At 46.2% G+C, this 26,317-nt stretch carries 14 protein-coding genes, 1 other RNA gene and 2 pseudogenes; 12 read left to right on the top strand and 5 right to left on the bottom strand.

What is annotated here, in order from left to right:
- Positions 1–128: 128 nt before the first annotated feature.
- Together ssrA and ACH19P_RS11365 are read right to left on the bottom strand one after the other, a co-directional pair.
- Positions 129–484, bottom strand: a transfer-messenger RNA (tmRNA) gene (ssrA, locus tag ACH19P_RS11370).
- A gap of 256 nt (positions 485–740) precedes the next feature.
- A complete protein-coding gene (locus tag ACH19P_RS11365; RefSeq protein WP_462158649.1) occupies positions 741–3,266 on the bottom strand; it encodes a choice-of-anchor D domain-containing protein in 2,526 nt (841 codons plus the stop codon).
- A 410-nt stretch (positions 3,267–3,676) separates the two neighbouring features.
- Between ACH19P_RS11365 and pdxR the strand changes: the two genes are divergently transcribed.
- The 5 genes from pdxR (at position 3,677) to ACH19P_RS11340 (ending at position 12,126) form a co-directional block, all read left to right on the top strand.
- Entirely contained in the window at positions 3,677–5,500 is a 1,824-nt protein-coding gene (gene pdxR, locus ACH19P_RS11360; protein ID WP_462158648.1) for a MocR-like pyridoxine biosynthesis transcription factor PdxR, read from the top strand.
- A gap of 275 nt (positions 5,501–5,775) precedes the next feature.
- Positions 5,776–6,639: a carbon-nitrogen hydrolase family protein gene (locus ACH19P_RS11355; protein WP_462158647.1), complete on the top strand. Its 864-nt coding sequence runs from the start codon at positions 5,776–5,778 to the stop codon at positions 6,637–6,639.
- A 115-nt stretch (positions 6,640–6,754) separates the two neighbouring features.
- Entirely contained in the window at positions 6,755–9,181 is a 2,427-nt protein-coding gene (locus tag ACH19P_RS11350) for a TonB-dependent receptor (RefSeq protein WP_462158646.1), read from the top strand.
- A gap of 100 nt (positions 9,182–9,281) precedes the next feature.
- Entirely contained in the window at positions 9,282–10,883 is a 1,602-nt protein-coding gene (locus ACH19P_RS11345) for a tetratricopeptide repeat-containing sulfotransferase family protein (protein WP_462158645.1), read from the top strand.
- A gap of 37 nt (positions 10,884–10,920) precedes the next feature.
- Positions 10,921–12,126 (top strand): MFS transporter, encoded by a 1,206-nt coding sequence (locus tag ACH19P_RS11340; protein ID WP_462158644.1) that lies wholly within the window; start codon positions 10,921–10,923, stop codon positions 12,124–12,126.
- 75 nt (positions 12,127–12,201) lie between these two features.
- Here ACH19P_RS11340 and rnt read toward each other — a convergent pair whose 3' ends face one another.
- Entirely contained in the window at positions 12,202–12,879 is a 678-nt protein-coding gene (gene rnt / locus ACH19P_RS11335; protein ID WP_462158643.1) for a ribonuclease T, read from the bottom strand.
- 183 nt (positions 12,880–13,062) lie between these two features.
- Here rnt and ACH19P_RS11330 point away from each other — a divergent pair, with 183 nt between their 5' ends.
- The gene (locus ACH19P_RS11330; protein ID WP_462158642.1) at positions 13,063–13,929 is read left to right on the top strand and encodes a flagellar protein MotY; all 867 of its coding nucleotides are present in this window, start codon (positions 13,063–13,065) and stop codon (positions 13,927–13,929) included.
- Positions 13,930–14,006: 77 nt separating this feature from the next.
- Here ACH19P_RS11330 and ACH19P_RS11325 read toward each other — a convergent pair whose 3' ends face one another.
- Both ACH19P_RS11325 and mnmC read right to left on the bottom strand, forming a co-directional pair.
- Positions 14,007–14,366, bottom strand: coding sequence for a hypothetical protein (locus ACH19P_RS11325; protein WP_462158641.1), 360 nt, complete (start codon positions 14,364–14,366; stop codon positions 14,007–14,009).
- A gap of 67 nt (positions 14,367–14,433) precedes the next feature.
- Positions 14,434–16,414, bottom strand: a pseudogene (mnmC, locus tag ACH19P_RS11320) (bifunctional tRNA (5-methylaminomethyl-2-thiouridine)(34)-methyltransferase MnmC2/FAD-dependent 5-carboxymethylaminomethyl-2-thiouridine(34) oxidoreductase MnmC1).
- Positions 16,415–16,602: 188 nt separating this feature from the next.
- Here mnmC and fabB point away from each other — a divergent pair.
- From fabB to accD, 6 genes and pseudogenes are all read left to right on the top strand, one after another.
- Positions 16,603–17,817: a beta-ketoacyl-ACP synthase I gene (gene fabB / locus ACH19P_RS11315; RefSeq protein WP_462158640.1), complete on the top strand. Its 1,215-nt coding sequence runs from the start codon at positions 16,603–16,605 to the stop codon at positions 17,815–17,817.
- Positions 17,818–17,970: 153 nt separating this feature from the next.
- A complete protein-coding gene (locus ACH19P_RS11310) occupies positions 17,971–19,086 on the top strand; it encodes a 4-phosphoerythronate dehydrogenase (protein WP_462158639.1) in 1,116 nt (371 codons plus the stop codon).
- 17 nt (positions 19,087–19,103) lie between these two features.
- Entirely contained in the window at positions 19,104–20,120 is a 1,017-nt protein-coding gene (locus ACH19P_RS11305) for an aspartate-semialdehyde dehydrogenase (RefSeq protein WP_462158638.1), read from the top strand.
- Between the two features lie 216 nt (positions 20,121–20,336).
- The gene (locus tag ACH19P_RS11300; RefSeq protein ID WP_462158637.1) at positions 20,337–24,302 is read left to right on the top strand and encodes a FimV/HubP family polar landmark protein; all 3,966 of its coding nucleotides are present in this window, start codon (positions 20,337–20,339) and stop codon (positions 24,300–24,302) included.
- 151 nt (positions 24,303–24,453) lie between these two features.
- On the top strand, positions 24,454–25,242 hold the full coding sequence (gene truA, locus ACH19P_RS11295; RefSeq protein WP_462158636.1) for a tRNA pseudouridine(38-40) synthase TruA: 789 nt from the start codon (positions 24,454–24,456) through the stop codon (positions 25,240–25,242).
- A gap of 174 nt (positions 25,243–25,416) precedes the next feature.
- Positions 25,417–26,291 (top strand): annotated as a pseudogene (gene accD / locus ACH19P_RS11290) (acetyl-CoA carboxylase, carboxyltransferase subunit beta).
- Positions 26,292–26,317 lie beyond the last annotated feature (26 nt).

Below are 26,317 nucleotides of genomic sequence, written 5' to 3'. Positions count from 1 at the left end.
GAGCTGGGTTCATGCTTATAGTTGAACCCAAATCCCTCGAACTTTTTGTGTCAACCTATGGGGTTTCATTCACCCCCCAAATTCTGGGCAATAAAAAACCCCGTGCTTTTCAGCACAGGGTTTGTTATTGGTGGAGCTGGGGGATTTGAACCCCCGTCCGGAAAACCTCGACCATCGGTCCTACATGTTTAGTATCGTCTTTTGGTTAACCTTTGAGTCTCGGACGAACACGATAAACAAAGGCGAGGCCGCTTAGTTTTAGCCCTTCAACCCCGGCCAGGGTTTCCGTAGCGAGTCCGTGTAGGGTGACACTTCAGAACCGGGTCCACAGACATACACCGGAGAAGTGCTAGCGGGCTATTATGCCGCTAGAGCGTAGTTATCGTCGTTTGCGATTACTTTAAATGCGGCTTTTTTACGAGGCCAACCGCACCTCGACATGCACCTCAGGCTTCTTGAATCCCGTCGAATCCTAATCAGCCCCTGAATCCAAAAAATTCAGTTAATACTAACTTATCGGCTAGTGCGTCAAAGTCAACATTTGCGGGCATTGTAGCCCCTACGATTTCGCTTATCAATACATTTCGCAAATTCTGCGCTTTGCTAAGCTATTGAAATCAATTGTTTGCTTGTTCTTTAATCGATATGGGTGTGAAGTAATCTTATTTCAAGTGTTCAGAACAAAGAAACCCAGTTAGCAGGCTCGTTTTGAGCTGAGCTAACTGGGCTTTTTTTGGGGGTTATTGAGGGCAAATATTACTGATTTTATGTAGCTCAGCCTCAGCACCACCAAAGGCAAAGCTGTTGCTGTCGCTCACGTAGTAATAAACGGCACCATTAGGGAAGAGCACAATGCCAATGCCGCCATAGCCTGACATATAAGGCACCCAAGAGCCACTCGGGCAAACGGCATTGGTACGTTGGCCCATATCGTAGGTCCACATGCCGTTAATATATGTGGACTCAGCGCCATAGGTTTGCAGACCAATATCACTGGTTTGCAACAGCATTTCATCCATAAAGGCACTGCTGAGTATTTGCTGGCCAGCAATAACACCACGGTTATTCACAAGTTGGCCGAGTTTAGCCATGTCGTCTGCGTGCCACGTCATGCCATGGCTCCAGAATGGATCGCTTACAGCACCTTGAGTGCGCACGGTAGTGTAGGTAGCAGGGCTTAAGTGCAACGGTTTGTATACCTCGTTCACCAATTTATCAAATAGATCGCCAGAGGTGTAATTATCCAGCGCTACGCCAGCGATGTAAGTATCAGACGAATGATAAGAGAAATGGGTGTTAGGCGTTGATTTGCGGATGTAGCGCTCACACGCATGCTTGATTTTGTCATCGTGGCTGTAGGTTAAAAAGAACTCATTAAGGACCGCCGTGCTGCCTTCATCACCTTCGTAAGAAGAGAGTCGGTAGTTACCAGTGGCCATATCCAGCGCATTCTCAATACTTACGTCACTCCAAATAGAATCCGTGCCGTTAATGTTGTCTTGGCATTCAGGCACATTGGCAGAAACCATCAAGTTACGTACACCCGCGTCTTGTTCTAGCAATAGCGCATAGGCAAAGTTGGTAACAGCCGTTTTGGCTGTGGAATAAGAGGGCAAACTCATGACTTCACAATAGGGGTAGTCGCCATAGCGGGTAGAGCAAGGTGCAGCGTAATGCACACCATTGTAGAGCACACCGTGAGTAGTGGGGGCTGATGCTTGCTCGGAGGCGATATTCGCCACATTGACGTTGCTGCTTGGGTAATCAGTCGCCAGTGCACTGATTGGTTTTGTTGGTATGCGATTGAGTACTTCTGATTCATATGCTGTGACGATAGTAGCGCTGTTGGCAACGGGGCCGGCAATATAGTCTGCATCTACCATACCCCAGAGGTCATATTGAAAATACAAGCAGGTTTCCCCACCCACTTGCACTGCGGCATTGGTGATCGAGCCATCGTCTTTGAAGGCAAAGGTGATCATGCCATTGTGTGTACAGTTCGCTTGATTTTCTTGTAGCGCAAAAGGAATGGCCACACGAGAATAGCCGCTGTCGGCATTTTCATCCCACACACGACCAGGTTCAAGGATGTAATTCCAATCTTGGTAATCGGGCGCACCAATATTGCCAGAAACAATCAAGCCACGTTGTTTAGGAATGATATGCGAGCCTACTTGTACGAACTCAAAGTCAAACGCAGGTAAGCGACCTGGGTCGTTATAGTCACTGGCAATGCCTCGCCCAGATGTGCGCTCCACAAAGTTAAGTGCTGTGCTACTGCCTTGATTGAGCACTAGCCGCCCACTGAACGTATTGCTTGGTTCTTTGGCGAGAGAATTATCGGCGTTTAATTCACTGGAGCCATGGCTGTAGTGGCTAAAGTCCATCATTGACAGAGTGGAGCCGTTAAGCTGACTCAGCGTTAATGCAGTTCGGCTTACGTTGCCATCGCCACTGAACACATGTAAATCACCAGAGGGCGGTGGTGGAGGCGTGCCATCCACCCCTGAGCCTTGCAAATTAATGCTCTGGGTTGGCACATTACTGTTGATATTCAAAGTGGCTGTTGCTGCGCCTTCGGTACTTGGCGCGAACGTGACGTTGAAATCGCATTGCGCATTTGCCATGAGCGTCGTCGAACTACAGGTGTCGCCTGAGAGGCTAAACGGTGCGCTAATGCCTGTGATATTTTGCACGGCTAAGTCGGCATTTCCCGTATTGGTAATTGTAAATGCGTTTGTTTTCGTGCTACCTACTGTAACGCTACCAAATGAACCAGAGCCGCTTAGAGTCAAAATCGGGGTTGCGGGTCCGGCATTTTCAATGCTGATATTGTCGGCAAAACAATAATCCGCTGAGGTCCCATTTTGTACATAACGGATGTGCGTTTGTCCGCCTGAGGTTGTCGCAGTGGCAGATGAAAATTGACCATCATCTTGGCCGTTGCTTAAGGTAAAGATGGGTGCGCCCCAATTAACACCGTCTTGCGATACGAATACGTCACAGGAGTCCCCAGTTTCAAGGCTCTTTGCGCTCATATACACAGTAACATCGCCACTGGTGGCAAACATGCGCTCGGCACTGGCCCCCCCTTTGAGTCGCATCGAGTAATTCCCGAGTGCAGTGATGGTGTGAATTTCCACTGTGCCAGAGGTTGTCCAGGCACTTATGCTGCCATTTTCAAAATCTTCTACCACCTGTGCGTGGCCAATGCTGGCGGAGCATGCAAGGGTGAGGACGATGGGTATCAATATTGTTGTTTTCATTTGTCTGTCCCAATAACTGATTAAATTAGCCACCTAATAGTTCTTTATGGCCCCTTTTAGGCATGAGCGGGGGTAATACATCGTCCAATGTTGTATGCCAAATTGCTTGCCTAAAATTTAAACTATCAACAGGCCTGCAAAAAAATAGTGCCAGTTTGTAAGTTTTTATGGTGCCAAATTTGCCTAGTTTTAATTGGCTATGGCGCGCCCATATTTGGGCAAAAATCAGTGCTGGAATTGCACGAAAAAGCCTGATTTTATGGTGCATGCAGCGTGTTTTATTAATGTGGTTTATTACTCATAAGCTCGCTTGAAATGTTTGTTAAATAGCTACAAATCAATGGCTTACATGGTTGACTTTGCGCTTTGTTGTTATTGCAAAATCAGCAACTAGCAGATAAGTTGAAAAAATGAGCAAGCATTTAATTCACATTGACTCGCACAGCGACACGAGTCTGCAAAATCAAATTCGTCAGCAATTAGTTGAGGGCATAGTCCATGGCACCTTTTTACCTGGTACCAAAATGCTGTCTTCACGAAAGTTGGCGGATCAACTGGGCGTCTCCAGAAATACCGTGGTGTTGGTTTATCAAGCATTGCTCGATGAAGGCTACTTAGTTAGCCGACAACGCAGCGGTATCTATGTGAACGAGTTAATCGCTCAAGGCAAGGTGGCCAATCAGCATTTACTGACGCACAAACACCAATCGCAGGATAATGCGCATCGCTTTAAAGGGACGTTGCAAAGCACTAATGAAACCTCAAGCCCATTGAACTGGCACAGTTACCCTTATCCATTTTTAGACGGAAAATTCGACGCCTCGTTGTACCCAGTGGCCCAATGGCGCGACGCAAACCGCAAGGCGAACGCGCCGAAAGAAATTGCCCAGTGGTCTAAATTACAGGGGTTGGAAGACGACCCAATGTTACTCGATGAAATCCGTAGTAAGATTTTACCGCGCCGCGGTATCGTCGCGGATAGAGATGAAATCCTTATCACAGTTGGCTCCCAACAGGCACTGCATTTAATCACGCAATTGTTCGTGGATGATTCAGTGAAAGTGGCTGTAGAAGAACCTGGCTTCCCTGAAATACGTGACTTGCTTGCACGCCAAGGTGCGCAGTTGGTTTATCAAGATGTCGATTCACAAGGTGTGGTGGTGAGCGATGCCCTAAACGATTGCGACATGCTCTACACCACACCCAGCCACCAAACACCGACTAGTGTGACTATGTCTATGGAGCGTCGCCGCGAATTACTGCAAAAAGCACAAGCTCATGACTTATTAATCATTGAAGACGACTTTGAGTTTGAAAGTAACTTTCTTGGCCAACCGCATCCCGCGCTGCGCTCGCTCGATACACAAAATCGGGTGTTGTATGTGTCTTGTTTGTCAAAAGTGATGGCTTCGGGCGTGCAAATTGCCTTCGTAGTGGCCGACAGTGGCGTTATTCATGAGCTAAAAAAACTGCGTAAAGTCACGACCCGTACACCGCCTTTGAACAACCAGCGGGCGGTGGCCCACTTCTTAGCCATGGGCTACTTCGATGCCTACATGATGCATCTACATAAGGTGTTTTTTGAGCGCTGGTTGACCTTGCGAGAAGCGCTCAATATCTATTTACCCAATTGTATAAATACTGGCCCCATACAAGGTGGCACAGCTTATTGGGTCACTGGCCCGAAAAATCTCGATGGTGAGCGTCTTCTCAAAGAGGCAGCCGATGTGGGTATTTTATTGGAGCCAGTTAAGCGTTATTACGCCCGCAGTGATTACCCAGAAAACTGCTTTCGCATGGGGGTCACCAGTATCGCAAACGAGCGTATTCGTGACGGTGTCAGTAAGCTGGCCGATCTTATTCACACACTCGCAGATGACGAAGAAACCCTGTCCAATGCTAAAGGGCAGTTGCTAGATGATGCGCGCTTAGCGCAGGTGCTCAGTGGAGTTCGACTGGAATGCCAAATGGTGTATGGCGTGCCATGCCTCATAGAGCTGTGGCCTGATGGCACCATGCGAGGCAGCACTGGTGGATTAGATAAAGAAACTGATGTCGGTGTGTGGTGGATAGACAATGGTCGCTATTATCGCCGGTGGCAATTGTGGGGCTACGGGGAAGAGAAAAGCTATTACGTGGTCAGTGATGGCCAACAAATCAAATGGTTCGACACCAATTACGCGTTTGTACGCTACCTCAATATAGTTGATTACTTAGAGCGTGTTGACCATTGAAGTATGTCTTTGGTTGAACCCTATGGGCAGTGCCATTGGGGTATTTTATCTGCGTTATCACCTGACTTACATAGAGTCACTATGCGACGTAGGTTCTGCCTGGCCAAAATACCCCACTGCCTGCTGCAAAAACAAACAGCAACGATCAACACGCCCTAGATTAACTGGCTCCATTGGTTTGTGGTATCTGGTACTACTCAACGCCCGCATGAGTTTATAGATTGGTTCCAAGGATGCACATTTTTAATGAATAACTTCACGCAGGTATTGCACACATGAACCATTTTTCTATCGCTGGATTGCAACTTGAGCTCGCTAATGAAGACTCGCTAGCGACCATTGCTCGGTATATTGCCAGCACTAAAAAGCGCTATCCATGGCTGGATATGATAGTCCTCAGCGAGTTAGCCAGCTTTGGCATAGATAAAAAATATGCCGAACCGCTGCCCAACAAAACAGAGGATTTTTATTGCCAGCTCGCTAAAGAACACAATGTCTGGCTGATACCAGGCTCCTTGTTTGAACGTGATGGTGAGCATATCTATAACACCACATCAATTATCAACAACAATGGTGAGGTGGTTGATAGGTATAGGAAAATATTCCCATTCTACCCTTATGAGCAAGGCGTGGAATGCGGCAGTGACTATGTGGTTTTTGATGTGCCTCAGGGGAGAATAGGAATCGCAATTTGTTATGACTTGTGGTTTCCAGAAGTGGCCAGAGCACTCACATGCCTCGGCGCTGAGATGATCATTTACCCCACGTTGACAGGCACGATAGACCGCCCGCAAGAATTAATACTGGCCCAAGCCACCGCTATTCAAAACCAATGTTACGTGCTCGCTGTTAATGCGGCGGGGCCTATAGGTAATGGTCAATCGATTGCTGTTGGTCCTCAAGGTGATGTGTTGTATCAAGCTGGTAGCGACACAGAAGCCATCCCTATAGAAGTGGACTTTTCAGTGGTACGACGAAACCGCGAACGTGGTCTATTAATGTTGGGCCAGCCACTGAAAAGCTTTAGAGATAACAAAGTAGCTATCAATAAGTATTCAGAAATAATAAATAAAAACAATGAATTAAATAGTCTTGGTGAATTAGCAATTCCCGCGTCAGACACAAAAAATGTGCAGTAGGGAAAATAACAAACTGGACCAATCGATTTATAAAAACTGGTTCTATTTGATCCCATAAGCATGAATTAGTCTGAATCAAAGGCGAAAAAAACAACAAATTGATGGAGCCAACGCTATGCAACAGGTTACGTTTAAAAAATCACTTTTAGGTACTGCAATTAGCTCAGCATTAATGCTTTGCGTCATACCAACTCAGGTATTTGCAGATGAGCAAGAAGCTGAACAAGCGGGTAAAATGGAACGTATTGAAGTCACAGCGAACCGCCGCACACAAAGCATTCAAGAAGTGCCCTACAATATTTCCGCAGTGTCTGGTGAAGAGTTGGCCAATGGCAACATTGTGGACTCATCCGAATTAATGAGAAATGTGGCAGGTATCTCTGTTGTTGACCGCGGTTATCGTAATTCGGGTACGGTCAATGGCGTGATCATTCGTGGCGTTAATGTCGACAATGGTGCCAATGGTGACGTGCCATTATCAGCCGTACCTACCGTTGCATCCTATGTTAACGACACCCCTTTGTATGCCAACTTCATCTTAAAAGATGTACAAATGGTTGAGGTATTACGTGGCCCACAAGGCACATTGTATGGTTCAGGCTCGCTGGCGGGTACCGTGAAATACCGCATGAATCGTCCTGATACGGGAGATTTTTACGGCAAGGTTGGCCTTAACTACAGCCAAACAGATGGTTCTGAAGGTAATAACCTCAACCTCGATGCCATGATTAATATTCCTTTGGGTGATAGCGTTGCCTTTCGCGCTAATTTTGGCAAGGTAGATAATGACGGCATCGTCGACTATGCCCATGTTTATCAGTTAGATAGCAATAATTACGCACCACTGGCACAAGGTGGTGATATCGCCAGTGGTGGCCCTTTGTTTGAGCGTGTTGAAGATGCTGATTATGTGGACATCAGTTACGGCCGTGCGTCGCTGCTATTTCAAGCAACAGATACGTTGAACATTCTCATTTCACACCAGTTTCAAGAAGATGAAACCGGTGGACGTCGCCAAGTAACTAAAGGTACTCACTGGGTCAATGGCCAAGAGGAGCAATACGGCGAATATGAAAACGGTGCTGCAATCTTGGAGCCGTCAGAGCGTGATGTGTCATTGACAGCGCTTGAAGTCGAATGGGACTTGGGCTTTGCGACGCTCACATCGAGTACATCCATGTATGACCACGAAGGTGAAGCAATCAGCGATAACACCGGGTTTTACGCTCAACAAGACTGGTTTGCCGATTTATATTATGGCTCACCAAGGCCGCTCGCCAAAGCGGTACGTGGCTATGAAGATGAAGCCTTAGTGCAGGAAATTCGCCTTGTCTCCAACGAAACCAAAAACAATATCGATTGGGTGTTTGGATTGTATTACATGGACCAAGAGTCTTTCACTTATCAAGATAGCTTCATGCCAGGGTATCAAGCATGGGCCGAAGCGGCATTTGATTGGTGGGACGTCATGGGCGATTACGGTATGGTCTACACAGACCAAGATTTTTACTATCGCCGTAACGTGGACTTTAAAGACACAGCCATTTTCGGTGAGTTAACTTACCACTTCTCTGACAAATTACGTACCACACTCGGCGCGCGTTATTTTGATAATGAGTACGTCAACGAAACCGATCTGATTTTGCCGATCTGGCCATTCTTAGGAGACGATCCAAGCTTTACCAGTGAAGAAGATGACATTTTGTTCAAAGGTAATATCTCCTACGATATCAGTGCTGACACTATGCTCTACGGTACTATTTCGGAAGGCTACCGCCGTGGTGGTGCCAATGCGGTGCCCTTGGAAGGTAATTTAGCGGAGCGTCCAGAATGGCAAAGTTATCAATCGGATAGCGTGACAAACTATGAGTTCGGTGTAAAAGGCTATTTGGCCGATAGAGCGCACAGTTACACACTATCTGCGTTCTATATGGATTGGCAAAACCCACAGCTTAATACCGCATCAGCATGGGGCTTCTTTACCGTTGCCAACGGCGAAGCTGCAGAAACAAAAGGGTTAGAGGCTGAGTTACAAGGGTATATTACGGATGATTTACGTTATGTGCTCGGTTATGCCCATGTAAAAGCAGAGCTTAGCGAAGACTTCTTTGCGCCGTCACCTGTGTGGGTCGATTCACCAACAACGCAAGTAGCAGACAAAGGCGATACGTTGCCGTTAACGCCCGAGCATACACTGAGCTTCTCGCTTGACTATACACACACCTTGGAAGGTGGCATGTATTGGATCACCCGTGCCAACGCTTACTACCAATCAGAGTCATTAAACTGGTTGGGTGAAAACCCAACGCGCCAAGCAGAGATTGATGGCTTCACCATCTTTAATGCCAGCACGCGTTTAAGCATGGATCAGTGGGACTTAACGCTCTATGTGAAAAACCTCACCAATGAAGAAGGGGTCACAGGTTTAATCACCGAAGGCCACATGGGAACCGATCCGAGTGAAAACTTCCTAGGTAACTCATCGAAATCTTACATCAGTTTGCCACGTACTATAGGTTTGTCAGTGAGCTACAGTTTCTAACGTAAATACAGCGGGTTAGCACTAAAGTTAGCCCGCATTTTACTATTAGTTTGTAGCGCTGGGTGTTAGGGTAATTCGAGAGTAGTATTAGGAGGTAGATATGCAAGTTGATAATGACGGGCAATACAATGAAGATTTAAACCGTGTCTGGCAATTAATCAATCAACGGCAATTTCGCCAAGCCCAACCCCACTGTTCCTCCTTGTCAAAGCAGTTCCCCCATCAAGTGCAAAGCTGGTTTGTGTCTAGCTTTTTAGCCATGCAACAGGGCCGGTTTATTTGTGCGCTTGAAGCAATCGACAAAGCTATGTTAATGGAGCCGAGCGAACCACGATGGCGGATGCATAAGGTCCGTTGTCTGATTTTGTCAGGGAACAAACAACAAGCGAAAAAAGTACTCAAAAGTGTCGAGTTGTCTGCGGATGCAGGTTACGCTAAACATGGTGAGGTGGCCATGCTCGCGAATCAATTGGGGTTATACACATTGGCCAAAGCGCATTATTTGTTGGCCATAGATAGTAGTGATGCAAACGACCACCTAGGAACTTTGTATTTTAACTTGGCATCTGTAGAGCGTTATTTAGGAGAGTTACTTCAGGCTACCGAGCATTTAGATAAAGCCCTCGCTATCAATCCTAAAGACTCAGAAGCGTTGCTGCTGCGTTCAAGCATCAAAAAGCAAACTCCAGACGACAACCATATCGAACAGCTTCAATCTTTACTCAAAGTTGAAAGCTTGCCCCCCATTGCGAAAGCTCAACTCAATTATGCGTTGGCGAAGGAATTTGAAGACATTGAACAGTACGCACACAGTGCTGATTGTGTAAAACACGGCGCAGATATACGTCGCGCGCACATGCGCTATAGCGTCAGTGGCGATGTGCGCACACTGAATACGTTAACCAGTGTCTTCAATCACCGTTTGATATCCAGTAAGTCGCCAGCGTGTGACAGTGATAGGCCTATTTTTATTCTTGGACTACCCCGTACAGGAAGTACGCTGGTGGAACGGGTGCTTACCCAACATCATGATATAGAGAGTGCAGGTGAGTTAAACCACTTCGCCAGGGCCATGACACAGATGATCCGTGCAGATAATCCGCAGCCTCAGTTAAGTAAGCCTGATCTGGTAAAACGCAGCGCACAATTGGACTTTAAAGAATTAGGTGAGCGTTATCTCACCTGCCTCAATGATGAAAATCCAGATGCTCGCTTCGTTATTGATAAATTGCCATTGAACTCACTTTACACAGGGCTTATTCACAAAGCCTTGCCAAATGCCAAAATCATTTATGTTCAACGTCATCCAATGGCGACTTGTTATGCGATGTACAAACAGTTGTTCACTCATGGCTACCCATTTTCCTACAATTTGGATGAGCTGGCGCAATATTACATCGCTCATCAAAAGATGATGGTGCAATTTCAACAATCGCTTGGCTGTGCGATGTTCACGCTGCAGTACGAAGATTTGGTTGATGATTTTGCCCCGAGTGTGGGTGCGCTAGCGCATTACTGCAATATTGAAGTAACGCCACATATGCTTAAATTTGAAGCGAATAAAGCAGCGAGTACGACGGCGAGTGCATCGCAGGTAAGACAAGGCCTTTATTCGACTTCCCGCGATCAGTGGAGAAACTATGAATCGCTATTAGCACCGCTAAAACAACAACTAACAAAAGCGGGCATAGCATGCGATTAACCACGCATCTCACCACAACAATAATAAGAGAGGTTTTATGCCAGATTCCATAGTCACTGCTGAACAACATCGTCAGGAACAAACGCTGCACAATTATAAAGTTGCGCCGAACGGGGTCATGGCCAAAGTCATGTTGGCATTTTTAACCACAGCGGGCATTTTTTACATCAATATTATGCCAGCAGTCGTAAGTGGTTTGATTGAAGCGTTGAGTTTTACCAATAAAGAGGCTGGGTTCGTGAGTTCTGCGAACCTGTACGGTGCGTCATTTGGCTCTCTTCTGGCTGTGTTTATAATCAAAAAAATACGTTGGCAACGCTGGGCTTACTGTTTGCTAGCTGCGTTGTTGGTTATTGATTTTGCCTCGATGCACATTGACTCGCCTTGGCTTATGGTCGCGGTCAGAGCGTTGCATGGTGTCACCGGTGGGTTGCTGGTTGGCATTGGATTTAGCATCATCTCGCGCACCCAAGACCCAGATAAAACCTTTGGTTATCTCTTGTTAATTCAATGGGGGCTGGGCGGGCTCGGTCTGATGTTTTTACCAGGGTTGGTACCACATTATGGTACTGCAGCGCTGTTTTATGCCTTGATGGCATTCAGTGTTGTTGCGCTTATTATGTTGGTGTTTCTACCACAATACGATGTAGATGATACCAAGGTAGAAGCGATTAAAAATGATACAAAAAATACCCTTTTGTTGGTTTTCACACTGGTTGCTATCTTCTTGTTTCAAGGAGCTAATATGGGCTTATTTGCCTATATGATTGCACTTGGTTTGGCTGCAAATCTCGAAATGGAATTTATGAGTGCGTCATTGGGTATGGCAAGTTGGGTTGCGTTAGTTGGTGCGGCTCTAGTGATAATAATAGGTAAGAAATTTGGTCGATTGGGCGCGCTGCTTTTGGGCATTGCTGTCACTGCATTTTGCTCTTGGTTGTTGGTGTATAGCTATAACGCAGACGTATATTTGTACGCCAATATTGTTATTGGTATAGGCTGGGCCTTCGTGTTGCCCTATATGTTCGGGATCTGCTCCGAGCTGGATAAAGCAGGGCAGTTTGCTGCAATGGGTGGGTTTGCGTCAAAAATGGGATTAGCGTCAGGACCGATGGTGGCTGCTTTGGTACTCAGTGGAGAGCAGTACAATGTCGTTATTTACTTAGCCGTTGTGTTTTTAGTTGGCAGTGCCATTTGTGTTCTTAAACCTGCCCGCACTTTGGATAAACACGCACAAAGTTAGGGTTTCACAAGGCCTTACTAAGATAAGGTTAATTCGCGCTTGAACCTAGCGGTTAAGCGCGATATTCAAAAGGGCTTACTCGCTGTCGCTTTGTTGCTCGTTTGCCTCTTCTTCAGTGGGTTCTTCAGGCAGTGGCCAACCCCCCAATGCTTGCCATTTATTGACGATGTAACAATACAATTCGGCGGTACGCTCGGTGTCGTACAGGGCACTGTGTGCTTGCGAATTATCAAATTCAATCCCGGCTGCCCGGCAAGCTTTTGCCAATACCGTTTGGCCCAGTGCTAATCCAGCAAGCGAGGTGGTATCAAAGCTTACAAAAGGATGGAATGGAGTCCGTTTAATGTTGCAGCGCTCGATGGCTGCGTTTAAAAAGCCGTGATCAAATGCGGCATTATGGGCAACAATCACTGAACGCTGACACCCCGCATCTTTTTGCGCTTTGCGCACAAATTTACAGATACTCTTCATTGCTTCAGACTCATCCACAGCGCCTCGAAGCGGTGAAAACGGGTCTATGCCATTGAAATCAATCGCAGATTGTTCGATATTGGCACCTTCAAAGGGTTCAATATGGAAGTGCTGGGTTTCATCTAGGCTGAGCACACCTTGGTCATCCATTTTTAAGGTGGTGACCGCAATTTCCAATAGCGCATCCGTTTGGTTATTAAAGCCTGCGGTTTCTACGTCGATAACTACAGGAAAGAAGCCACGAAAACGTTTTGCAAAAAGTGGTTGTTGTGCGTCTGCCATTCAAATACTGCCAAATACCAATAAAGGTCGGCTATTATGTCAAAAACAGACTCCGCACGACAGGGGCAAAGGTAAAAAATTATGATGTTGTGGCAGGGTTCAAAGTGGTGAATGGTATAATTTTTGCTTTGATATCGATGGGTGATTTCAGGTGACAAAATACCGACAGAGTAGGGTGTATTCATGATTAAGTTTTCAGCATTGGCGATTGCGCTTTGCTTAACCAGTAGTGCTTACGGCGCCATGCGCACGTATGAAGCTAATGCACAAAGCTCCAATTGGGATTTGGTCGAAAACACGCGATTACATTGCCAGTTGAATCATGAGGTTCCGTACTATGGCGAAGCAGTATTTAGTGCAAATGCTAGTAAGAACCGAGATTTGTTGTTTAACCTCGACATGGTGGTTCAACCGGACAACTATGATATCGCTTCCCTTGAAGCAGTCCCGCCCTCATGGCGTCCAGGGCAAACAGCAACACCATTAGCGTCGATGGACTTATTGCGTCAATTTGATGGTGAGTTGGGTAACAAAACAACCTGGCTGATGTTATCTGAATTGGAAAAGGGAAATCACCCGACATTTTATTATCAGGATTGGCGTAATCAGCAAGACCGTATTGCTGTTGCACTGTCGTCAATCAATTTTAAAGATGCTTATTGGTCCTTCTTGCAGTGTCGTGACAGCTTATTACCCTACAGTTTCGAAGACATTGCGTTTACTGTAATGAATTACAAAAAGAATTCCAGCGAGTTGACGAAGGATTCGAAAAGGCGGTTGCAGCAAATTGGCGAGTATTTAAAACACGACAAAGAGATTGAACAAATCACCATTTCTACTTATACCGATAGCTACGGTGGTCGATGGATCAACGAACAATTATCGATACGCCGCGCTGAAGCCATCGCTAATTACATTAAAGAGTTAGGGGTAGACGAAGGTAAATTGGTTACAACGGGTTATGGCGAAAAGCGTCACGTGGCACCGAATGAAACCGTTATTGGCCGCAGTAAAAACCGCAGGGTCGTGATACAAATAGCTAAGCCATAATTGGCCATTCAATCAGCCGATAAAAAAGCCAGCTTCATGCTGGCTTTTTTATCATTGAACAATCGCAGGCTGGACGTTTACATCTGTGCGTCGGCAGATGCACTGACCATTGCGCTCACTTCGGTCCATTCACCACGTTGATAAACACTAATCTTTACTGGGTGACCAGCCACATTATAGAACAAGGTGAAACGGCCAATATCTGTGGTTGTCTTCAGTGGCTCGCCTAGTTTATTGCTGTAAAAGGACTGAACTTCTGCATCGCTTAATCGAGTAAAACCGTCCAACACCATTGGGTATTTCTTTTCGACCGTCATACGGGTCTGAAAATCTTCAGGCAAGGGCACGACAGATAAATCAGCAAAGGCCTGTTGGCTGACTACAAATAGCACTCCTCCTGCTATCATGGTTGCCGCTCGACGAAGGGCGTTCTTCATGGTTCCACTCCATATATGAAAAATCATTAGATATCATATATAAAGTTAACTCATGTTTAACAAAAAATCATATTATTTGTCCGCGTTTTAAGCTGCGAGTGATAAAACGAGCTGGATGAAGTGCGTTATCGACCCGTAAACTGATCGGCAAAGGTTCATCACATAAGCTTGCTACAAGTGCTTCAGCGCTCAGTGGTGCTGTACACAATCCGCGCGCGCCAAGCCCAGTAAACAAATGGAGTCCTTCGGCGTCATGTATAAGTGGCTGGTCTTGTTCCCATTTTCCTTTCCCTAGTAGTGGAAAAGCGTGAGTGTATTCGTGTTCTTGCGCGTATTGACCAAACAGCGGTAAATGATCCGCGAGGGTTGCACGGATAGCTGCTTTTGCGCCATTGATCTGACCCAATTCTTTAGTCCACGCGCAGTTGCCATAAAATCCGGCAAATTGTTGCCAGTTGGTGTGGTTGTCGTGCTCGCGAATATCGCGCGCTTGAGTGTCTTTAGTAAAAGTGGCACCCATGCAATGTTCGCCAGAGGTACTTGGTGTGAAATAGCCTTTATGGCACAACACGGTTTTCAGTTCAGCGGAGGCGTCACTTTGGACCAGGTGTGATACTTGACCGCGAACGCTCTGCAAACCAATACCACTGCCTTGTAACAGTTGCTCGCTGTGCTCACCCATGCACACGAAGACATCATCGAAAGGCCCATGTACTTGATCGTTACTGTGCAGTAGCCATTGGCAGCCCACCTTTTGTAGACGGGTGATAGGCACTTTGAAATGCAATGCATGCGCTACCTGCGCACAGGCTGAGTCTATTGTTGCTTGCACTAATTGGGGGGGGGCTGACCCAACCTGCTTGGGGAATGAATAAACCGCCGTATGGCGTGTCAATGCCCGCTATGTCTGAGGCTTGTTGCGCGTTGACTTGATGAATAAGCCAATGAGGCCAGTTATCTTTTTCAACAAGATTCGCTTGGCGTTTTAAGATTTCTTCTTTGACGCCTTGCAGCAATACACCACACCATTGATGATCAAAATGGTGGCCAGCAGCTAACAACGTGTCGTAAAAACGCCTTGCGTAGGCAAAGCTATGCGCAAAGAACTCACTCGAAGGAGAGTTGTCAGCTTGCAGATGCGGATAGACAGCACCTTGATTGTTGTGCGAAGCGCCTAGTGCAAGCGCATCGTCGGCGCAAAATAAGCTGGCAGCGATGCCGCGTGCGCTTAATCGATGCAACAATGTAGCACTGGCAATTCCACCGCCAATCACGGCAATCTTGTTCAGATTTCTCGGCATACGTCGCAGTGGTGCCAGACAGTTTGCTTTGGCTGTAGGAGCGGTGATTTTTCCCACCACCATTTCGCGCTTTCTGCCATAGCCTTTTACTTTTTGCACTTCAAAACCGGCGTCTTTGAGACCGCGGCGTACGAACCCTGCCGCCGTGAAGGTTGCAAATGTGGCATTTTCACGAGCCAAATGCGCCATCGCATCGAATAAACTTTGTTGCCACATGTCTGGGTTTTTACTCGGCGCAAAGCCATCTAAAAACCAGGCATCGACCAGACCTTGAGTGCCGTAATTCATGGTGGCGAGCGAGTCGTGAACGTCACCAATCCACAAATCTAAGGTGACATTCTCAAAATGAAGGCGATGACATCCTTCAAGTGCATCGGGGTACTGCGCTATGAGTTGGCTGGCGTATTCTTTTAGTTGCGGCCAGTTATTGAGCGCTAAAACCAAATCGTCTTTGCGAATGGGAAACTTTTCAAAGGAGATAAAATGCAGAGCTTGTGCTTGTTTGTTGTCGCAGTTATTGAATCGTTGCCATGCATTTAAAAAATTTAATCCCGTCCCAAAGCCGGTTTCAGCGATAACAAAATGACGGCGAGGGTGTGATTTAAGTCTCTCATCTATCTGATTATGCTGATAAAATACATAATCTGATTCAGCAAGACCATCGTCATTGGAAAAGTAAACGTCGTCAAAATCATCGGCAACAGGGGTGCCAGTTTCATTAAAATGTAAGGTGGCGTGGGTAATCATTAGGACTCGGTATTCATCAATTTGCGCGCTATTTTAGCCCCTTTAAGTCGGTACGTATATTGTCAACAAAAGAATCATCGCATGGCGCTTGAAAAGTTCAGAGTACATATGTACGCTGGAATGACCACTTCAAAGGACATTTGCGCGTACACTACACGCAATTTAGATATAAGCTAGGGTAAATTCTCATGAGAAGAGCCGTTATTACGGGAATCGGTGTTGTATCAAGCATCGGTAATAATAAAGAAGAAGTACTAGAGTCTTTAAAAACGGGCAAAAGCGGTATTGCTTACAATCAAGAATTCGCTGACTACAATTTACGTAGCCAAGTATCAGGTAGCATCGACTTAGATGTAAAAGAGCTTGTAGATCGTAAAGCATTTCGTTTCATGGGTGATGCAGCTGCCTACTCTTACATCTCAATGGCACAAGCTATTGAAGATGCAAAGCTTACAGATGAGCAAGTATCTAACGAGCGCACTGGCCTAATCGTAGGTTCAGGTGGTGGCTCTTCTAAATACCAAGTTGAAGCGGCTGACACGCTACGTGAAAAAGGCGTGAAGCGCGTAGGGCCTTACATGGTTCCTCGTACAATGGCGAGTACCACGTCTGCTTGTTTGGCTACACCATTCAAAATCAAAGGTGTTAACTATTCAATCAGCTCAGCATGTGCAACATCTGCACACTGTATCGGTCATGCGGTTGAGCAAATCCAGCTGGGTAAGCAAGACGTTATCTTCGCAGGCGGTGGTGAAGAACTGCACTGGACTCTGGCGATGGAATTTGACGCGATGGGCGCGCTGTCTACTAAGTACAACGAAACGCCAGAAAAAGCATCACGTACTTATGATGCGAACCGTGACGGTTTCGTAATCTCAGGCGGCGGCGGTATCGTTGTTGTTGAAGAATTAGAGCATGCACTTGCTCGTGGCGCTAAAATCTATGCTGAAATCACAGGTTATGGCGCAACATCAGATGGCTACGACATGGTAGCACCATCAGGTGAAGGTGCAGTACGTTGTATGCGCCAAGCGATGCAAAACCTAGATACACCAGTTGATTACCTAAACACACACGGTACATCTACACCGGTGGGCGATGTGAAAGAGCTAGGTGCAATTCAAGAAGTGTTTGGTGGTAACTCTCCAGCTATCAGTGCAACTAAAGCGATGACAGGTCACGCGTTAGGTGCAGCGGGTGTGCACGAAGCGATTTACTCATTGTTAATGCTTGAAAACAATTTCGTTGCGCCTTCAATCAACATTGATGAATTAGACGAGCAAGCACAAGGTTTAGATATCGTGACTGAGCGTCGTGATGTTGAATTGAACACTGTTATGTCTAACAGCTTTGGTTTTGGTGGTACGAACGCGACATTAGTAATGAGCAAGTTCAAAAGCTAAACCAGCCTTAGTGTGAAAAAAGCCACGCAATCGCGTGGCTTTTTTGTTTTTACGCGATTGATGACGTGAATAAGACAATTGTGCGCCTTAGAGATTAAATAATGCAGCAACTTGGTATAAAATACCGCTCCGCTGTCGTTGCTGGGATAATTCATGAAAATATTAGCAGACCAAAACATGCCGCTTGTAGAGGCGTTTTTCTCTTCGTTAGGTGAAATAGAGCGTTTTGATGGCAGGTCACTCACCCCAGAGCAGGCCCAGCAAGCTGATGTGTTGTTGACTCGCTCAGTTACTCAAGTCAACGAAGCGTTGCTCGCACACAATGACAACCTAAAGTTTGTAGGCACGGCGACGATAGGTGTGGATCATATTGACGAGCAATACTTAACTGCACGTGACGTTCCTTTTTCGAGTGCACCTGGTTGTAACTCTGTGGCTGTCGCTGAATATGTTTTGAGCGCCATTTTTGCATTGGCCCAAGAGCAGCATTTTTCAGTGTTCGAAAAAACCATCGCCATTGTTGGGGTTGGCAGTATTGGCCAATGTCTGGCAGACAAACTAGCGGCAGTGGGTGTGAAAACTTTGTTGGTAGACCCACCTCGTCAAGAGCGTGGCGATGAAGGACCTTGGCTTGATTTAGATTCAGCTGTGGCACAAGCCGATATTGTCACCTTCCACGTTCCGCTAGTAAAAGATGGGGCACATTGCACTTACCATTTGCTGGACGAGCAGCGCATTAACGCCTTAGCTGCGAATAAAATCGTAATTAATGCCAGTCGCGGTGATGTGATTGATAATAAGGCGTTATTATCTCGCCAAGAACAACACGATGACCTGTGCTTAGTACTTGATGTATGGGAAAACGAGCCAGATATTCTCGAAGATTTATTGCCTTTTGTGGAATTGGCGACTGTACATATTGCCGGTCACACGTTAGAGGGTAAAGGGCGTGGTACTCATATGTTGTATGAAACACTTTGCCGTCATCTTAATATCGAGCCACAAAGCACGCTGACTGACCATTTACCGACACCGAGTATGAGTGAGCTGACGCTTGCAAGTACTTGGAGCCTAGACGAACTGGGCTCTCTTGTTCATTTAATTTACGATGTGCGTCGAGACGATGCCATCTTGCGCGCTCAACTTCATAGCCATGGCTTTGACGTTTTGCGTAAAACCTATCCGGTTCGCCGTGAGCTAAGTACACTGAAGCTTACTGGAAATAACCCTAACTTGAACGCTTTGGCTGCGTTTGGGTTCAGTATTTAATGCCTTGAGGAAGAAGCATGTCGCAAAAATTTAATGTTGCCGTACTGGGCGCTACAGGTTTGGTTGGACGCCAAATCATTGAAACTCTCGCTGAGCGAAACTTTCCAGTTGACCAATTGTTCCCTCTAGCAAGCAGCCGCTCTGCGGGTGAAGATATCGAGTTTAATGGCGAAACCATTGAAGTATTAGACGTAGAAGAGTTTGATTTCTCACAAGCGCATATTGGCTTGTTTTCTGCCGGTGGTAGCGTATCAGAAAAGTATGCACCGATTGCAGCTGAGGCAGGTTGCGTGGTGATCGATAACACGTCACAGTTTCGGTACGATTACGACATTCCATTAGTGGTGCCTGAAGTAAACAGTGCAAGCCTAGCAGATTTCCGTAACCGAAATATTATCGCCAACCCAAACTGTTCCACAATCCAGATGCTTGTGGCATTAAAGCCTATTTATGATGCATACGGTATTGAGCGCATTAATGTGTCTACGTATCAAGCAGTATCGGGCGCAGGTAAAGAAGCAGTCGACGAACTTGCTAAGCAAACAGCCAACTTAATGAATGGCCGTCCGATGGACAACAAGGTTTTCACAAAGCAAATGGCATTCAATGTCATTCCTCAGATTGATGCGTTTGAAGACAATGGCTACACCCGCGAAGAAATGAAAATGGTGTGGGAAACGCAAAAAATCTTGGGTGATGAGACCGTCATGGTGAACCCAACAGCTGTGCGTGTGCCTGTGTTTTTTGGCCATGCTGAAGCGATTCATCTAGAAACGCGCATGCCTGTGGACGTAGAACATGTAAAACAATTACTCCAAGATGCGCCGGGCGTAGAGCTGATTGAAGACGAACATGATTATCCAACACCTGTTTCTGATGCCAGTGGCAATGACAGTGTGTATGTAGGGCGAGTACGGCAAGATATTTCACACCCTCATGGCCTGAATATGTGGGTTGTAAGCGATAACACCCGAAAGGGGGCTGCAACTAACAGTGTGCAGATTGCTGAAGAGCTCATTGCTCACTATCTATAGCAAAAGCGGCCATTGGCCGCTTTTTTGTTATTTATCAAAAACTTCACAAAGTATGCAAATTGCCGCCTTGGCCGTGGATATTCATAAATAACTGGTTTATAGTTTGAAAGTGGAATGATGCTTGCTGGTAAGCATAACAATAACAACGATTCGTCAGAAAATGGTCACACGATCACAGCCTGCAAACACAGTAGAAAACGTTATTAAAGGAAGAGCATGCGCACTTTAGTCACACTGGTTTTTTTGATAGCAGCCCTTACACACAGTGGTGCGAGCGCACAAAATACAGAAATTCGCGGCCCCAAAGGCGTTGATTACGGAGAACAGGGCCGCTCAATCGGACCAATTAAACCTACCGATACCCTTTGGCGTATTGCCGCCAAGGTTAAACCTGATAATTCAGTGACCATGTACCAGGTCATGGTTGCTTTATACGAAAAGAATCCAGACTCATTTTTAGATAAAAACCTCAACCATATGGTTGACGGTGCTTATTTGCGTATCCCTTCATTACAAGAAATTCGCACTATTGATCCTAAGCGTGCACGCCAAAAGTCAGAGCTCGATGATGCATTGTGGGAAAAAATAAAATCGGGCAAGTTGGATGCAGGTGAAATTGACTTAGTCGCGAAACAGACCAATTCTGCGCGTCAAGCCGATGTAGAAAAGGCAAAGTCAGAGCTTAAAACGGAGCTTGAGCAAGTGAAGCAGGAGCAAAGTGCGCGCTTAGCCCAGCTTCAAGAGCAATTTAAGCTGTCGGTTTCTGATGTTGAATCGATTTTGGCTGAAAATCAGCAATTAAAGTCACAACTAGAAAAAATCACAGAGCAGTTGAGTTCAGTAAAATCGCAACTTGATGAAAAAGATGCGGAATTACAACGACAGTTGCAGCAAATTCTCGCTGAGCGTGAGGCGTTAGCAAGAAAACAACAAGCCCAAGAAGAAGCAAACAAGAGCATCTTAGACGGCGTTCCAGATTGGTTGAAATTGGTATTGATGATGACTATTCCAGCACTAGCCGTGTTGGCATTAATCATCTTTATATTGAAAAAGCGCGGCGCAAAAGAGCCAGCGCAACCAACCAATGATGACGAATTTATTCCCCAAGCACCCACACTAAATACAGAAAAAGCACCAACAAGTGGCATAGATGACTTGGATTTGTCAGCCGGTGACGATGGCCTTGATGACTTACCACTTGATGACACGCTTGATGGGCCACTGGATGATATGTTGGATGAACCGCTTGATGAACCGGGTATTCAACTTGACGATGATGACTTCCTTGATTCAGGCGATGACATTTTATACGAAGATAATGCTGACTCATTAGACACAGATTCTTTACTTGACCAAGATGAATTGGATGATTTGCTCGGTGATGATGACATTGTGTTCGACGATGAAGACAATGGTGTCGTGTCTCAAGAAGAGGCGGTGTTACAACAGAACTTTGACCTACCAAACGAAGATATCAGCGTCGATGTGCCGCCAGAAAGTGAACCGGACGACATTCTGTCCGATGACGATATAGACGACTTATTTGCTACTGATGACGTGAGTGACGAAGTAGAGTCTGCTCCTGCACTTGAAACAGGGGATGATAGTGATGAAGCGATGGCGGCTTTTTCTGAGGAGCTTGCTGATGAGCAACTTCCTCAGGACGCAGATACCCTAGACGAAGATGAACTTGATGTGGACTCTTTGCTGGACGAAGCTGCGAGCGAAGACGCTGAACTAGGCTCGGAAGACGAGCTTGATGTGGACTCTTTGCTGGACGAAGCGGCGAGCGAAGACGCTGAGCTAGGTTCAGAAGACGAGCTTGATATCGACTCTTTGCTGGACGAAGCGGCGAGCGATGACACTGAGCTAGGTTCAGAAGACGAGCTTGATGTGGACTCTTTGCTGGACGAAGCGGCGAGCGAAGACGCTGAACTAGGCGCGGAAGATGAACTTGATATCGACTCTTTGCTTGATGAAACGGCGAGCGAAGACACTGAGCTAGGTTCAGAAGACGAGCTTGATGTTGACTCTTTGCTGGATGAAGCTGCAAGTGATGACGCTGAGCTAGGCGCGGAAGATGAGCTTGATGTCGACTCTTTGCTGGATGAAGCTGCAAGTGATGACGCTGAGCTAGGCGCTGAAGATGAACTTGATGTTGATGCTTTGCTGGACGAAGCAGCGAGCGATGATGCTGAGCCAGACGCTAAAGATGAACTTGATGTTGACTCTTTGCTTGATGAAGCTGCAAGTGATGACGCTGAGCTGGGCGCTGAAGATGAACTTGATGTTGACTCTTTGCTAGATGAAGCTTCAAGTGATGACGCTGAGCTGGGCGCTGAAGATGAACTTGATGTTGATGCTTTGCTGGACGAAGCAGCGAGCGATGATGCTGAGCCAAACGCTGAAGACGAGCTTGATGTTGACTCTTTGCTTGATGAAGCGGCGAGCGAAGACGCTGAACTAGGCGCGGAAGATGAGCTTGATGTCGACTCTTTGCTGGATGAAGCTGCAAGTGATGACGCTGAGCTAGGCGCTGAAGATGAACTTGATGTTGATGCTTTGCTGGACGAAGCAGCGAGCGATGATGCTGAGCCAGACGCTGAAGATGAACTTGATGTCGACTCTTTGCTGGGTGAAGCAGCGAGCGATGATGCCGAGCTAACATCGGAAGATGAACTTGATATCGATTCATTACTAGATGAATCTGCTGAAGAAGGTACTGAGCTTGATATTGAAGACGATTTAGATGTTGGTGCTTTACTCGATGAAACCGAGGAAGAAAGCCCAGCGCTAGATGCTGAAGAGGGCCTTGATGTTAATGCATTGCTTGACGACCCTGAGACCGAAGAGGTAATCGACAACGATGCAGAGGCAGCGTTAGAGGAACAGCTTGGAGATGAAACTGGTTTAAACGTTGATGAGGAACTAGCCGCAGCCTTATCCGCAGAAGATACGCTGGACACGTTTAATGAAGAACGCGCGTTAGATGAGACACTTCAAGAGGATCCAGAAACATCATTAGAGGACGAACTTGTTGAGGCTGAAGAACTTGATGTTGACCAGCCAATTCCTGGGAACACAGAGCCCGTTGAGCAAGCGAATACAGAACATGATGAAGACTTTTCTGATTTTGACGAACCCAGTTTAGAGTTCGAATTAGCAGATGATGTAGCAACTGATGACATAGAAGATGACACCGCTACGACTGAACAAGCAGAGCAACTTTTAGAACAAACAGGCGAAGACGATTTTGCTGATTTCGACGAACCGAGTTTAGAGTTCGAGTTAGCAGATGATGCAGCGGCTGATGACACAGAAGACGATTCTGCTGCGACTGAACAAGTAGAGCAACTTTCAGAACAAACACTCGAAGACGATTTTGCTGATTTCGATGAGCCTGGTTTAGAAATTGACTTAGGTGATGACCCTTTACTGGACGACCCAGAACAAGTTGAGGTGCTTGAACCCCCAGTAGATATGGGCGATGTTGAAAATCCAAGCGCGCAACTTGAAGACTATCCTGAACTGGAACTCGATGAAGATTTCAGCAGTGAGACAGAGCAGCAATTAAGTGAGGCGATGGCTTTGTCGGGTAGTCAAGAGCTTGGCGAACTGCTTGATGATGAGCTAGAGAGTGATCTTAATGCATCATTCGATGAAGATTTCGTGGATGCTGATGACTCGCAAATGGATGAGGATTTTCTTGCCGATTTAACGCAAACAGATTTTGATGCGTTACTCAATGAACTAGCTGAACCAGATGATATTTCAGCAGACGGGCAAGATGAAGACATGGACTTAGGGGCCTTACTCGCTGATGATGCCGACGCTTCTGACTCCATACAAAGTGAGCAACACACGCAAGCTGATGAACACGCGTATGTGGACATCGATGAATTGCTGGAGCAAAGTGACGACGCGGATTCTGACGATGAACCATACACGGACCCAAATATGGATGTGGGGCTAGGGGAGTTTGATGATCTGCTCGAAGATACACCTAAAACAGATGTTGATGCCGAGGATGGCGGCTTTAGTGCCAAATTAGATTTAGCGCGTGCCTACATGGAAATTGATGACGTAGATTCGGCACTAGAGGCTCTTCAAGAAGTGTTGGATAACGGTCCAGAATCTTTGCAAGAAGAAGCGCAAGCGCTCAAAGATCGACTACAAAGTTAATACCAAAAAGCAGCCTAGGCTGCTTTTTTTGTATAAAGATGATTATTTCCCTGCAATTTGCGCCGTTAATAATGGTCGCAACAGTGGGAAATTAGCTATTTCTTGTTGGAGCATATAAAATGCCGGAAATTTTCAGCAATACAGTAAGTCAATGCGCGTCGCTTTAGGAATTGAATACAACGGAGCTCGCTACAGTGGATGGCAGCGTCAATCTCACGTCAGTAGTATCCAGCAAGAAATCGAAACAGCCTTATCTCGAATCTGCAATCACCCTGTGGACATCACGTGCGCAGGAAGAACGGATGCGGGTGTACACGCAACAGGTCAGGTTGTGCATTTTGATACTCATGCTGAGCGCGACATGGGCGCATTTACACTCGGCATGAACTCACAGCTTCCCGATGACATTGCTGTACGTTATGCGATGCAGACGGATGACGAGTTTCATGCTCGCTTCAGTGCAACGGCAAGACGTTATCGTTACGTAATTTATAATCACCCTTATCGCCCAGGTATTTTGCGCTCGGGCGTGACTCATTACCACCATCCTTTAGATGAAAAGCGCATGAATGCCGCCTGTCACTATATGTTAGGCGAGCAAGATTTCACCTCGTTCAGAGCTGTACACTGCCAATCAAATACCCCGTTTCGCAATATTCACCATCTCAATGTTGAGCGAGTAGGCGATTACATCGTGATTGATATTAAAGCCAATGCGTTTCTCCATCACATGGTACGTAACATAACAGGCTGTTTAATCGATATCGGTGTCGGTGAGCAAGAGCCAGATTGGATGCAACATCTACTGCAAATTAAAGATAGAACGCAGGCCAGTGCAACAGCTAAACCGAATGGCTTATACCTGGTCGATGTTGATTATCCTGAGAAATGGCAAATTCCCTCAACGCCGCTTGGACCTTTATTCCTACCTAACAACTAAAGTAAATACTCCCTAGTTGGTTCGCATAATAATGAGACTGGTTGCCGTATTAGACTACGCCGACCAGTTTTTTATATCTAAGCAACTAAATTCATGTTTTAATTGTGCTAATTTATCGGCTAATTTTGGGGTGCTGAGTTACCCCGCTACTAACAAGCATTAAGAGAGTTGCAAATGAGCTGGTTAGAAAGATCTTACCAAAAACGACTAAATCTTCAGGCAAGAAAGAAATTCCTGAGGGTGTATGGGCTAAATGTACATCATGCGATGCCATCCTTTATAAGGCTGAGCTAGAAAAAGCGATGAATGTATGTCCGAAGTGTGACCACCACATGCGTATCACAGCGCGTAAGCGTTTGGAGCTATTCCTAGATGATGCAGGTCGTACGGAGTTAGGCGCACAATTCGAACCAAAAGATGTGCTGAAATTTAAAGACTCTAAAAAGTATTCAGATCGCATCAGTGCTGCACAAAAGAGCAGTGGTGAGAAAGACGCCCTTGTTGCTATGAAAGGCCAATTGAAAGGTATTCCAGTAGCAGCTGTGTCATTTGAATTCGCGTACATGGGCGGTTCAATGGGGTCGGTCGTAGGTGCGCGTTTCGTTGAAGCAGTGAATATGTGTTTAGAACACAACATGCCACTTATCTGTTTCTCTGCATCGGGCGGTGCACGTATGCAAGAAGCACTTATGTCTTTGATGCAAATGGCAAAAACAAGTGCTGCACTGGCTAAAATGAGTGACAAAGGCTTGCCTTTCATCTCAGTACTGACAGACCCAACCATGGGTGGTGTATCTGCCTCATTAGCGATGCTAGGTGACGTTAACGTTGCTGAACCAAAAGCACTAATTGGTTTTGCAGGCCCACGTGTTATTGAGCAAACGGTACGTGAAACGTTACCAGATGGTTTCCAACGCAGTGAGTTCTTACTGGAGCACGGCGCCATCGACATGATCGTTGACCGTCGTGAAATGCGTGACACTTTAGCTCGCTTAGTTGCCAAGCTAATGAACTTGCCTTCTACGGAACAAGAGCATAGAGTAGCGTAAATTTCTCGGCAATCTAGAAACTTACC

It is taken from the genome of Pseudoalteromonas sp. GB56 (assembly GCF_054923835.1).
The sequence above is the reverse complement of the archived record's forward strand: the minus strand, read 5'-3'. Positions and strand labels throughout refer to the sequence as shown.

Excerpts from the sequence above, each read along its gene's own strand:
- ACH19P_RS11365 (WP_462158649.1), bottom strand. The coding sequence starts at position 3,266 with ATGAAAACAACAATATTGATACCCATCGTCCTCACCCTTGCATGCTCC.
- pdxR (WP_462158648.1), top strand. The coding sequence starts at position 3,677 with ATGAGCAAGCATTTAATTCACATTGACTCGCACAGCGACACGAGTCTG.
- ACH19P_RS11355 (WP_462158647.1), top strand. The coding sequence starts at position 5,776 with ATGAACCATTTTTCTATCGCTGGATTGCAACTTGAGCTCGCTAATGAA.
- ACH19P_RS11350 (WP_462158646.1), top strand. The coding sequence starts at position 6,755 with ATGCAACAGGTTACGTTTAAAAAATCACTTTTAGGTACTGCAATTAGC.
- ACH19P_RS11345 (WP_462158645.1), top strand. The coding sequence starts at position 9,282 with ATGCAAGTTGATAATGACGGGCAATACAATGAAGATTTAAACCGTGTC.
- ACH19P_RS11340 (WP_462158644.1), top strand. The coding sequence starts at position 10,921 with ATGCCAGATTCCATAGTCACTGCTGAACAACATCGTCAGGAACAAACG.
- rnt (WP_462158643.1), bottom strand. The coding sequence starts at position 12,879 with ATGGCAGACGCACAACAACCACTTTTTGCAAAACGTTTTCGTGGCTTC.
- ACH19P_RS11330 (WP_462158642.1), top strand. The coding sequence starts at position 13,063 with ATGATTAAGTTTTCAGCATTGGCGATTGCGCTTTGCTTAACCAGTAGT.
- ACH19P_RS11325 (WP_462158641.1), bottom strand. The coding sequence starts at position 14,366 with ATGAAGAACGCCCTTCGTCGAGCGGCAACCATGATAGCAGGAGGAGTG.
- fabB (WP_462158640.1), top strand. The coding sequence starts at position 16,603 with ATGAGAAGAGCCGTTATTACGGGAATCGGTGTTGTATCAAGCATCGGT.
- ACH19P_RS11310 (WP_462158639.1), top strand. The coding sequence starts at position 17,971 with ATGAAAATATTAGCAGACCAAAACATGCCGCTTGTAGAGGCGTTTTTC.
- ACH19P_RS11305 (WP_462158638.1), top strand. The coding sequence starts at position 19,104 with ATGTCGCAAAAATTTAATGTTGCCGTACTGGGCGCTACAGGTTTGGTT.
- ACH19P_RS11300 (WP_462158637.1), top strand. The coding sequence starts at position 20,337 with ATGCGCACTTTAGTCACACTGGTTTTTTTGATAGCAGCCCTTACACAC.
- truA (WP_462158636.1), top strand. The coding sequence starts at position 24,454 with ATGCGCGTCGCTTTAGGAATTGAATACAACGGAGCTCGCTACAGTGGA.